Annotated in this window: 11 protein-coding genes; all 11 read right to left on the bottom strand. The window is 34.2% G+C overall.

Going from position 1 to position 11,536, the window contains the following annotated elements; genetic code table 11:
* Positions 1-47 precede the first annotated feature (47 nt).
* Entirely contained in the window at positions 48-746 is a 699-nt protein-coding gene (deoD, locus tag Q0783_RS08585) for a purine-nucleoside phosphorylase (RefSeq protein ID WP_298894480.1), read from the bottom strand.
* A 94-nt stretch (positions 747-840) separates the two neighbouring features.
* Positions 841-1,260 (bottom strand): CBS domain-containing protein, encoded by a 420-nt coding sequence (locus tag Q0783_RS08580; protein WP_230936231.1) that lies wholly within the window; start codon positions 1,258-1,260, stop codon positions 841-843.
* A gap of 93 nt (positions 1,261-1,353) precedes the next feature.
* Positions 1,354-2,796, bottom strand: a complete 1,443-nt coding sequence (locus Q0783_RS08575) for an aminotransferase class V-fold PLP-dependent enzyme (protein ID WP_298894479.1) — start codon at positions 2,794-2,796, stop codon at positions 1,354-1,356.
* A 64-nt stretch (positions 2,797-2,860) separates the two neighbouring features.
* Positions 2,861-3,562: a sulfite exporter TauE/SafE family protein gene (locus Q0783_RS08570; RefSeq protein WP_298894478.1), complete on the bottom strand. Its 702-nt coding sequence runs from the start codon at positions 3,560-3,562 to the stop codon at positions 2,861-2,863.
* On the bottom strand, positions 3,563-4,009 hold the full coding sequence (locus tag Q0783_RS08565; protein ID WP_230936234.1) for a FixH family protein: 447 nt from the start codon (positions 4,007-4,009) through the stop codon (positions 3,563-3,565). It lies immediately after the preceding gene.
* 11 nt (positions 4,010-4,020) lie between these two features.
* Complete coding sequence (gene ccoG / locus Q0783_RS08560; RefSeq protein WP_298894477.1) at positions 4,021-5,445, bottom strand: cytochrome c oxidase accessory protein CcoG; 1,425 nt, start codon at positions 5,443-5,445, stop codon at positions 4,021-4,023.
* Positions 5,446-5,447: 2 nt separating this feature from the next.
* Positions 5,448-6,416, bottom strand: coding sequence for a cbb3-type cytochrome c oxidase N-terminal domain-containing protein (locus tag Q0783_RS08555; protein WP_298894476.1), 969 nt, complete (start codon positions 6,414-6,416; stop codon positions 5,448-5,450).
* Entirely contained in the window at positions 6,413-6,598 is a 186-nt protein-coding gene (locus Q0783_RS08550; protein ID WP_230936237.1) for a CcoQ/FixQ family Cbb3-type cytochrome c oxidase assembly chaperone, read from the bottom strand. The genes Q0783_RS08555 and Q0783_RS08550 overlap by 4 nt, the downstream gene beginning before the upstream one ends.
* A 3-nt stretch (positions 6,599-6,601) precedes the next feature.
* Positions 6,602-8,806, bottom strand: a complete 2,205-nt coding sequence (gene ccoN / locus Q0783_RS08545; RefSeq protein WP_298894475.1) for a cytochrome-c oxidase, cbb3-type subunit I — start codon at positions 8,804-8,806, stop codon at positions 6,602-6,604.
* 6 nt (positions 8,807-8,812) lie between these two features.
* Positions 8,813-9,001 carry a cbb3-type cytochrome oxidase assembly protein CcoS gene (gene ccoS, locus Q0783_RS08540; RefSeq protein WP_230936239.1) on the bottom strand — a complete coding sequence of 63 codons (189 nt, stop codon included), beginning with the start codon at positions 8,999-9,001 and terminating at the stop codon, positions 8,813-8,815.
* Between the two features lie 107 nt (positions 9,002-9,108).
* Positions 9,109-11,490 (bottom strand): heavy metal translocating P-type ATPase metal-binding domain-containing protein, encoded by a 2,382-nt coding sequence (locus Q0783_RS08535; protein WP_298894474.1) that lies wholly within the window; start codon positions 11,488-11,490, stop codon positions 9,109-9,111.
* Positions 11,491-11,536: the final 46 nt, after the last annotated feature.

Here is an 11,536-nt window from a genome sequence, read left to right as displayed (position 1 = left end):
ATATCTTAATTAAGTTAATTGTCTTATAATTTTAAAAATGAATGCTACTATAACGTACTCAATGCTATTTCTATCATCGTATTAAATGTAGATTCTCTCTCATCAGCTGAGGTGTGTTCATTAGTAACTAAAGAATCTGAAATAGTTAATATAGATAGGGCTTTTATATTGTGTTTTGCAGCAATAGTATACAAACCAGCTGTTTCCATTTCGACACAAAGTACTCCAAACTCTGCCCATTTTTTATACGAGTCAAAATCATCTTCATAAAACTCATCAGATGACAAAACATTACCAGCTTTAATAGCAATATTATTGGCTTTTGCGTATGTCGCAGCCTTCATAAAGAGGTCAAAATTAGCTGTAGGTGCATAATCGGCATTTATGAATCGTGAATTATTGATACCAGAATTTGAAGAAGCAGACATGGCAATAACGATATCTCTAATTTTTACTTCTTTTTTATAGGAACCAGCAGAACCGACACGTATCAGATTTTTTGCACCATAATCATTAATGAGTTCATGACAATAAATCAAACAAGACGGAATCCCCATACCAGTTCCTTGAACAGAAACACGTTTACCTTTATATTCACCAGTATAACCTAGCATTCCTCTAACATCATTGTAGAGTTTAGGGTTTTCAAAAAATGTTTCTGCAATCCATTTCGCTCGCATTGGATCTCCAGGCAGTAAGACTGTTTCTGCAATTTCTCCTGGTTTAGCTTCTATGTGTGTGCTCATTTGTGTTCGTTATTTTTCTTTATGAAATTACAAAATAAATCCTGAAAGATCCGATTAAAAACCTTTCAGGATTTAAGGTTTTAATGATGACACATTAAAACTGTTCAATCAAAAAATTTATCAAATCCGTAGTAGTAACAATACCAACCAATTTATTATTATCTACCACTGGTAATGCATGAAATTCTTTTTTTGCAAGCATTTCTGCTACGTCTTTTATAGTAGAATTTGAGCCTACGCTTACTACATTTTTTGCCATTACTTGCTCGATAGTGAACATATTATAAACTACAGTGTCTACATCTTGTTCGCCTTCATCCACTGCATCTGCAAAACTAATTCGTAGTAAATCGGTGTAACTCAACATTCCTATAATTTTATCTCCACTTACTACTGGAATGTGACGAATATTATTTTTTTTGAATAATAATTCGGCAGTTTCCAAATTGTCGGTTAGATTTAGAGTAATGATATCTTTTGTCATTATTGTTGAAATGGGCATTCTTTTTTTCATGATCTTAGGTTTTTAATTCTATATTAAAGTTACTATAAGATGGTCTGAAATTATATGATATATATCAGCTATGAATTATTTATTCTGAAGATTTCATGGCATACTATTTTTTGCAATAGATTCACACAATGCTAGAGTATCTTTTATATCATTAAGTGTTGTTCTTGGATTGATTAAGCACATTCTTAGAACAATTTGATTCTGAAGGATAGTTGTCACTAATAGAGCCTCTCTCGATTCCAATATTTTTTGAGATATATGTTGATTAAGTGCATCTAATTTTTTTTCAGAGAACGTCATTCCAATAGGATTATATCTAAAATTAATAACCGCTAACGTAGCTGGAGAAATGACTTCCCAGTTAGAACTTTTTCTTAAATAAGCTTCAACGTTTTCGGTAAGATCAATGGAGTAGGATATAGCAGTTTTAAACGCTTCTAGTCCAAATGTTTTCATTGACATATAGAATTTTAAAGCTCTAAAACGTCTAGTGAGTTGAATGCCATGATCATAAAAATTAATTTCCGAAGTATTACCTTCAATATCACGGAGATATTCAGGTTTTTCACTAAACGTTTTACTTAACCATTTATGATTTCGTATGAGTAAGCATCCCATTTCGTAGGGCTGAAATAGCCATTTATGAGGATCTATGGTTAAAGAGTCTGCCTTTTCTATACCTTTTAGTAATAATTTCCCTTTTTTTGATAGTACAGCAGCTCCGCCATAAGCACCATCTATATGAAACCAGAGTTTTTCAGTTTTACAAATAGCGGCTATTTCATCTAAAGGATCAATACTACCTGTATTCGTGGTTCCAGCCGAAGCGATAATACAAAACGGTTGGAGCCCTTTTAATCGGTCTTTAGCAATAGCATTTTTTAATTTATTAATAGCCATTTTAAAAGCAATATCTGTTGGTATGATTCTAACCTGTTCTTTCTTAAATCCTAATACTCTAATCGCTTTTATATTAGACGAATGTGCTTGATCAGACATGTAAATTATGGCCTTTGAAAAGTCATCACCGCAACGTTGTCTTCTTGCAGTAACTAGGGCAGTTAAATTAGCCATTGAACCGCCACTTGTAAAGATGCCTCCTCCTTTTTTCTTAGGGAATTTGAATAATTTCAATAGCCAATTCATGGTTACTATTTCGAGTTCTGCTGCAGCAGGAGAAGCAGCCCAACCACCAGAAAAAATATTAAATCCAGTTGCTAACGTATCTGCCATAACACTAACATAGTTACTAGGTCCAGGAACAAAGGAATACGATTTTGGATGTGATACGATATTGCTATTAGGTAATACTTCTTTAACAACGAAATCTAAAACATCTTGAAAATTGGTTTCTTTTTCTGGAGCTTCAATGTTAAAAAGCGTATCCATTTCTTCTCTTGACGCATATGCGACAGGTTTTTTAAGATGTTCTGTTTCAAAATGGTCAACTATAGAATCAATGACTTGATAACCATAGTTTTTCATTTCCTTTTTGTTAAGCTGTAATCTATGTGTATTATTTAATTTTTTTGACATAATTGAAAAATATGAATACGTTGTAGTTCTGGGATGGTTTTAAGAAAACAAATTGCTCCTATTTTTAATGACAATCAATAGTACTAGAAGCCATTTCAACAACTGGAGTAGGAGATAAATAAGGAATACCTAACCCCATACCTCGTATAATAAACAACAGACCAATAATGATCACGAAAACAGGGATAGCTTTCTGAATTCGACGCTTAACCGCTGTGTTTAAGAACTTACCAAGATATATAGCGGTTGTCATCAAAGGAATAGTGCCAATGCCAAATAGTAGCATGTATAAGGCACTGTATGAGGCATTTTGCATAGTTAAAGACGCTATAACTGCCATGTAAACTAGACCACAAGGAAGAAAACCATTAAGAAACCCTATAGTTAAAAATGTGTCTGCAGTTTTCTTTTTTAACGCTTTCCCTAAAGACATCTTCACTTTTGAAATCAGTTTATATATTGGTTTTGAGAAATTATATGTATTGAACTTTTGCACTGGGATGAGCACTATTACAATCATTAAAACTCCGATGGCAATAGATAATTGCTGTTGTATTCCAAAGAGGTATAATCCTTTGCCTACGAGACCGAATACTAATCCAATAAGACCATAGGCGAAAAGTCTTCCGATGTGATACGCAAAGGTTTGAACTATTTTTTTTGTTGAATTGCTTCTATCTACAGGTAACATAAAGGCAATAGGGCCACACATTCCAACACAGTGGAAGCTTCCTAAAAGACCAAATATGAGAGCAGACCAAAGCATTTAATACACGATTTCTTTTTTGTAGAGATATGATTTTCCTCTATATTGCCAATCCACTTTAATGTTCCAGCGACCATCTAACAAACGTTTGTCAGGTATGAGCAAATTGTGATGAGACAATGAAATTGCAGTTTCAAAGTCTACTTGTTCATTAGATGGTCTGTAAAGGAACACTTTTCCAGTAATTTGACTAATATCCATAGATTCTGGAAAGTTAATTTCCAGTCCTTTTTCTGTTCGTTTCCAAGTAATATTTTGAGCTAGGTTTCTAGCGTTTTTTTCTTTGTCGATATCATTTTGATACTCTAATTCTGCTTTGTAATAATCTTCAGTGACTAATGAGGTGTTATACTTTTCAGATGTATTCATATTAATTACAAAATACATGATGAAGCTTATAAAGCCTATAAATGCCAATACGATTCCTGTTCCCCAATTTAGTTTCATAATACTTGGTTTTAATTATAAGTTCTAGGTCCTGAAAAACTAACAGTTGTGGTTTCTATGATTTCAGTATCATTGTAAACCTCAATCATTAGTTTTATAGTATCATCAGAGAGCTCACTTTTTTTGATTTCTATAAACAATGTACCTTCGGCTAAACCTTGAGCCGGAATTTCAAATGTTTCTGAAGTTGAAACTGGTTTGATCTCGCCTTCATACTTGCGCAATTTAAACCGTACATTTCTTATTGTGTCTGTTGTTTTATTTATTAATTTATAGGTATATACATTACTAATAATGTTTCCTTCTTTTAATTGATAGGTTTGTCCAGGTAGCTTTAAAATTTTAGCTTCAACTTCATTTCTCAACAGAAGTAAACCAGTTAGTATACCAATCAAAATGATAAGTACAGCTGTATATCCTTTTAACCTAGGCGTAAATTCAAATTTCTTTTTCTTTTCAATATTATCTTCACTAGCATATCGTATTAAGCCTTTTGGTAAATTAATGCTTTCCATAATATGATCGCATTCATCAATACACGCTGTACAGTTAACACATTCTAATTGTGTTCCGTTTCTGATATCAATTCCAGTCGGGCACACATGTACACATTGCAAACAGTCGATACAATCACCATGACCAAGAGCGGTTCTATCTTCATTTTTTCTAAATTTTTTTCGACCACTTTCACCTTCGCCACGTTTATGATCATAGGCCACAACTATAGATTTATTGTCTAGTAACACACCTTGTAAACGTCCATATGGACAAGCGATAATGCAAACTTGCTCTCTAAACCAAGCAAAAACAAAATAAAATACAGCAGTAAAAATTATAAGTGGAAGTAGCGTACTTAAATGCTCAAATGGTCCTTCGGTGATATATCTAATTAATTTATCACTTCCAATCAAATAGGCTAAAAACACATTTGCTATTAAGAACGAAATCACCAAAAAAACGAACCACTTTATAAGTCGTTTTTTAATTTTCTCGGCATTCCATTTTTGTCTATCCAGCTTTCGCTGTTTATTTCTATCGCCTTCAATCCAATATTCTATTCTACGGAAAACCATTTCCATAAAAATAGTTTGCGGACAAATCCATCCACAGAAAATTCGACCAAAGCCAACGGTAAATAGTGTTACAAATACAACACCAATAAGCATTGAAATTACAAATAGATAAAAATCTTGTGGCCAAAACGGAAATCCAAAAATATTAAAACGACGTTCTAGTACATTAAAGAGTAAAAATTGATTACCACTTACTTTTATAAAAGGTGCAGCAAATAAAAATGCTAAAAGTCCGTAACTAACAATTTTTCGTCTTTCATAATAACGACCGCTTGGTTTTTTTGGATACACCCAAGCACGTTTCCCTTCGTCGGTTACAGTACCAATCGAATCTCTAAATGTTTCGTTCTCGGGTGTTTCCATTATTATTGTTCTGTAGTACTAATAGAGTCTGTTTGTACTTCAATTGTTTCTGGTGCAATGGTGCCTGTTGCTTCAGTTTCTTCTTCTGAAACAGCACTTTCATCAACCCATATTTCACCTTCTGAAGCTTTAGGTTTTTCGGGTGTTGTACCTTGAAATTTAAGAACGTAGCTAGATACTTGGGCAATTTCCGCCGGACTCAAATTTTGATTCCAAGCAATCATCCCTTTACCATCACGACCACCTTCGGAAACCGTTTTAAAAACGTTGTTGATGCCACCACCTAAAATCCAATACTTATCAGTTAGGTTTGCACCAATTCCGCCACCTCCATCAATGGCATGGCAGGCGACACAATTCAATTCAAAAATTTCTTTTCCGCTTGCTAGATCGGCAGGATCAGTTAAGACAGTTACTGTATTAAAATCGACAAGGTTTTTAGCATTTTTTCTATATTCTTCAAGTTCTATGTTAGCCTGAACAATATTAGCTTCTAACTCTTGGTATTGGTCTGGCCCATTAAAAATGTGATACTTGGCCATATATACAAATCCGAATATAATAGAAGCATAGAAACCATATAGCCACCATGGCGGTAAGTCGTTATCTAACTCTTTGATTCCGTCATAATTATGATCAAGAATGATATCGTGTTCTTCTTCGATAGGTTTTTGTCCCAATGATTTTTGATAAAGCTTTTTAATCCAACTAATGAATTTTGGAGGAGCAGCTCTTTTCGCTTCATATCTTGCTTTAGCTTCCGCATCTAAACTTTGATATAGTACATTATCTAGAGCGCCAACAATGGCTTCGATCGCAACTAGAATAAGGAATACAAGTACCAAAAATAATGATACCAAAGGTTCTGCTATAAATGCTGGTTCGTCACCAGAATCTATAAAATATTCTGTAAGTCCGAAAATGATAAAGAATACTACAGGTACTCTTATCCATGATGGTATATTTCTCATAATTCTGATGGATTTTGGTTGTCTAATGGAATATTACTCACGGTAGTGATGTATTCTTTTTTTGCAGTTATTACCCACCAAAATAAGATGACAAAAAAACTGAAAAATATAACTAAAGAGATCAAAGGATAGATTTCTATACCTGTGATGCTTTCCATATGGTTTTTTACAAATTTTAGCATGATCTATTCGTTTTCTGTGGTTGTTAATTCTTCTATGTCAGATACTTTAATATCTGTTCCTAATCTTTGGAGATAAGCAATTACAGCTATAATCTCACGTTCTTTTATTTCAATGTATGTTTCACCTTTAGCTAAGGCTTCTTCTTTACCTTCAACGAAAGAGGTTGCTAGGTCAGGGTCTTCTTTTAGATTTTCAACTATAGTTTCTGCTTGAGCATTCATTTGCTGTTGTGCAGTATTAATATCTTCATCTGTGTATGGCACACCCAGTTTGACCATAGCTCTCATTTTAGCTTCTGTTAGTGATTTATCCAATCCGTTTTTAATAAGCCATTGGTAAGCTGGCATTATTGAGCCATCAGAGATTTCTTGAGGATTATACATATGCTTGAAGTGCCATGAATCTGTATACCTACCACCAACGCGGTGAAGGTCAGGTCCAGTACGTTTACTTCCCCATAAGAATGGATGATCATAAACAAACTCTCCAGCTTTAGAGTATTCGCCATATCGTGCAACTTCATTTCTAAATGGCCTTACCATTTGTGAGTGACAACCTACACAACCTTCTCTAATATAAATATCTCTTCCTTCTAGTTCTAAAGGCGTATATGGTTTTACACTGGTAATAGTTGGAATATTGGATTTTACCAATAAAGTTGGAACAATCTGTACGATACCACCAATTAAGATAGCGATTGTAGCAAAAATGGTTAACTTAACTGGTTTACGTTCTAACCAAGTATGCCATCCTTCACCTACAACACGTCTTTTAGAGACACGTTTCAAAGCAGCAGCTTCTGCTAATTCATCGCTTACTTTGCTACCATTTCTAATCGTGATAATCACATTTATAACCATGATAATCATACCTGTGATAAATAAAGTACCTCCAATAGCACGCATCCAGTACATAGGCATTATAGCTGTTACTGTTTCAAGGAAATTACCATATTCTAATCTACCGTCTGGACTAAATTGTTTCCACATAGCCCATTGCTGGAAACCAGCAACATACATTGGTAATGCATAAAAAATGATTCCTAGCGTTCCTATCCAAAAGTGTAAATTGGCTAATGCTAAAGAATGTAATTTTGTTTTAAATAACTTCGGAACTAAGTAATAGATCATTCCAAAGGTTAAAAAGCCATTCCAAGCTAGAGCACCAACGTGAACATGTGCAATGATCCAATCTGTAAAATGCGCCATGGCATTCATACTTTTAAGGGATAGCATTGGACCTTCAAATGTTGCCATACCATAACCTGTTATGGCTACTACCATGAATTTTAAAACAGGATCTGTTCTTACTTTGTCCCATGCACCACGAAGTGTTAGGAGTCCGTTAATCATTCCTCCCCAAGATGGCATTAATAGCATTACAGAAAATGCAACACCAAGATTTTGCGCCCAACCTGGAAGTGATGTATATAATAAGTGATGTGGACCAGCCCAAATGTAAATGAAGATGAGCGACCAAAAGTGAACAATGGATAACCTGTAAGAGTAAACAGGTCTATTGGCAGCCTTAGGAACAAAGTAATACATCAATCCTAAGAATGGTGTTGTTAAGAAAAAGGCAACAGCATTATGACCATACCACCATTGTACCAGCGCATCCTGAACACCTGCATAAACAGAGTAACTTTTAAGTCCGCTAACAGGTATCTCCAAACTGTTGAAAATATGTAAAACTGCAACAGTCACGAACGTGGCGAGGTAAAACCAGATGGCTACATATAAATGGCGTTGTCGTCTTTTTAATATGGTTCCAATTAAGTTCCAACCAAAAACAACCCAAATAACGGCAATGGCAATATCAAAAGGCCATTCTAATTCGGCATATTCTTTTGATGTTGTATAACCTAAAGGTAGAGTAATGGCAGCACCAACAATGATAAGTTGCCAACCCCAAAAGTTTATTTTACTTAAGGTGTCGTTGAACATTCTTGCCTTTAATAAACGCTGTACCGAATAGTAAACACCAGCAAAGATGGCATTCCCAACAAAGGCAAAAATGACAGCATTAGTGTGTAAAGGTCTTAATCGACCAAAACTCAACCAAGAAATACCGTCGGTCATGTTAGGGAATAAAAACATAAATGCCAATAGTAATCCTATTAGCATTCCTACAACTCCCCAAAGCATGGTTGCATAGAGGAAATTTTTAACGATTTTATTATCGTAATGAAACTGTTGAACTTCCATAATAATTTAATTAGTCTTTTTTATTTTAATAGATGGTTTTGGTTGCTCTTTTACGAGTTCGTCGTCAAAAAGCATTCTAACAGAAGGCGTATAGCTATCGTCATACTGTCCTTTTTTTACTGCAGTTATAAATGCAATAAAAAATACAATAGCAACAACAATGCTGATACTTAACAAAATATATATAACACTCATACCTATTAGGAGTTATGGTTCAAAATTACGCTTGAGATGGTTCTTAAAACATGACTTATATCATGTTTGATAATTATTTTTATTTTTTTATGCATACTTATTTTCATCTATTCTTTCTCATTTATTTTTTTACCCAAAATAGTTGTTGCTATAGTGGTAAATACAACAATACTTATTGAGCTTAATGGCATTAAAATAGCAGCGACAACAGGGGCTAATTGACCTGTTACTGCGAAGTAGAGTCCGATAATATTGTAAATAAATGATAAGGCAAAGCTCCATTTTATGATATCTATGGCACGTTTTGAAGCCTTAATAAATTTATTCAGTTGCTTAAACTTTGAAGCATCTAAAATCGCGTCACAGGCTGGAGAAAATACATTCACATTTTCTGAGAGTGCAATGCCAACATTACTCTGAGCTAAAGCACCTGCATCATTTAATCCGTCGCCAACCATTAGTACTTTCGCGCCTTCAGATTGATGATATTTGATGTACTCCAATTTATCATCTGGTTTTTGATTAAAAATGAGTTTGGTTTTTGAAGGCAATAGTTTTTTTAGATTTTCAAGTTCTCCTTCATTGTCACCAGACAAGATCACTAAATCATAGTGTTTTTTAAGTTGATTAAATAGTTTTGAGAGACCTTTCCTGTAGCTATTGTAAAATGTAAACTTTCCTTTGTAATGATCATTTGTACTAATATGTACCGTTGTATTCAAAACTGAAGATTCAGTTGTGCCGACAAAACTTGCCGATCCAATTTTGATATGATTGTTATCATGAGTTGCTTCAATACCTTTTCCGAGGTGTTCTTCAAAATGATTGAGAGAAATAATATGGTGTTCATCCAGAATATCATATAAAGTTCTACTCAACGGATGATTAGAACCACGAAGCGTATTTTTTAGTAATGTTTCTTCTGAAGATGTGAGCGCTACGCCTTCATAATTGGCAGTGCTTTTTTGGTTAGAGGTTATCGTTCCTGTTTTATCAAAAATAATCGTATTCACTCTTGCTAACTGCTCAATAACTGATGCGTTTTTGACATAAAATTTTAGCTTTCCGAAGATGCGTAGCAAATTTCCGAAGGTAAAAGGTGCTGATAATGCAATTGCACACGGACAAGCAATAATCAATACTGCTGTAAATACATTCATAGCCTTAGAAGCATCTGTAGCCAACCAAAACAAGGTGGCAATAATAGCAATGCTAAGTACAGCTATAGTAAACCGTTTACTGATAGCATTGGTTAAAGTGGTAAAGCCGTCTTCTTTATTCTTATTAAATACATCATTACTCCACAATTGTGTGAGATAACTTTGTTCAACCGATTTAATGGCTTCCATTTCAATCACTCCTGAAGTTTGCTTTCCTCCAGCATATAATTTATCACCAGATTGTTTGCTAACCGTTTCAGATTCGCCAGTAACAAAACTATAGTCGATTCTTGCTTTTCCATTAATAAGAATACCATCAACAGGAATAAGCTCTTCATTTCTAATGAGTAATCGATCACCTTTTTTGATGTCATAAACTTGAATTGGCGATTCATTACCAACTGATGTTATTTTGGTAACAGCAATTGGAAAATAAGATTTGTAATCGCGTTCAAATGATAAGAACGTATATGTTTTTTGCTGAAAGAACTTCCCCAGTAATAAAAAGAATACCAAACCAGTAAGACTATCAAAAAAACCAGAACCTAGGTCGAAGATGATTTCTGCAGTACTTCTAATGAATAGTACAGCAATCCCTAAAGCTATGGGCACATCAATATTTAATAACTTAGAGTTTAAACCTTTATAAGCAGATATAAAGTAATCACGACCAGCATAGAAAACTACAGGAATTGAAAATGCAAACATCAACCAACGAAATAGATGTTTGTACTGCTCTAACCAGAATTCGCCTACTTCAAAATACTCAGGAAAAGATAAAAACATCACATTTCCGAAGGCAAAACCAGCAATACCTAGCTTATAGATAAGACTTCTATTGACATGTTGCTGCCCAGTTTTAAAATCGTCTAGCGAAATATAGGGTTCGTAACCAATAGTACTTAAAAGTAAGACCGTATCTTTAAGTGTAACCTTTTCCGAATTGTAAGTAATACGAACGGTTTTCTTACCAAAATTCACTTGTGAAGCGGTAATGTCTTCATTTAATTTATTGAGATTCTCTAAAATCCAAATACAAGAACTACAGTGAATATGAGGAATGTAGAGTGTCGCAATTTGAATGCTTCCATCATTAAATTCAGTGAGCTTTTCGATGATATTATCTTGAGATAAAAAATCGTATTTGCCTTGGATTTCTTTTGGTACAGCGCCAGGAGAAGTCTGCAAATCATAATAACAGGTGAGATCATTTTCTGAGAATATCTCATAAACGGTCTTACAGCCATTACAGCAGAAGTTCTTTTCGTTGAAGGTGATATTTGTATTGTCACAATCATCACCACAGTGGAAACAAGATAACTTGTCCATATTATTTGCTCATTTATACCTGATGCAAAGTTTGAAAATGAACTGT

Source organism: uncultured Psychroserpens sp. (genome assembly GCF_947500255.1).
GTDB lineage: Bacteria > Bacteroidota > Bacteroidia > Flavobacteriales > Flavobacteriaceae > Psychroserpens.
The sequence above is the reverse complement of the archived record's forward strand: the minus strand, read 5'-3'. Positions and strand labels throughout refer to the sequence as shown.

What these genes read in the sequence shown, in the direction of transcription:
- deoD (WP_298894480.1), bottom strand. Translation starts at nt 746, where the DNA reads ATGAGCACACACATAGAAGCTAAACCAGGAGAAATTGCAGAAACAGTC.
- Q0783_RS08580 (WP_230936231.1), bottom strand. Translation starts at nt 1,260, where the DNA reads ATGAAAAAAAGAATGCCCATTTCAACAATAATGACAAAAGATATCATT.
- Q0783_RS08575 (WP_298894479.1), bottom strand. Translation starts at nt 2,796, where the DNA reads ATGTCAAAAAAATTAAATAATACACATAGATTACAGCTTAACAAAAAG.
- Q0783_RS08570 (WP_298894478.1), bottom strand. Translation starts at nt 3,562, where the DNA reads ATGCTTTGGTCTGCTCTCATATTTGGTCTTTTAGGAAGCTTCCACTGT.
- Q0783_RS08565 (WP_230936234.1), bottom strand. Translation starts at nt 4,009, where the DNA reads ATGAAACTAAATTGGGGAACAGGAATCGTATTGGCATTTATAGGCTTT.
- ccoG (WP_298894477.1), bottom strand. Translation starts at nt 5,445, where the DNA reads ATGGAAACACCCGAGAACGAAACATTTAGAGATTCGATTGGTACTGTA.
- Q0783_RS08555 (WP_298894476.1), bottom strand. Translation starts at nt 6,416, where the DNA reads ATGAGAAATATACCATCATGGATAAGAGTACCTGTAGTATTCTTTATC.
- Q0783_RS08550 (WP_230936237.1), bottom strand. Translation starts at nt 6,598, where the DNA reads ATGCTAAAATTTGTAAAAAACCATATGGAAAGCATCACAGGTATAGAA.
- ccoN (WP_298894475.1), bottom strand. Translation starts at nt 8,806, where the DNA reads ATGGAAGTTCAACAGTTTCATTACGATAATAAAATCGTTAAAAATTTC.
- ccoS (WP_230936239.1), bottom strand. Translation starts at nt 9,001, where the DNA reads ATGAGTGTTATATATATTTTGTTAAGTATCAGCATTGTTGTTGCTATT.
- Q0783_RS08535 (WP_298894474.1), bottom strand. Translation starts at nt 11,490, where the DNA reads ATGGACAAGTTATCTTGTTTCCACTGTGGTGATGATTGTGACAATACA.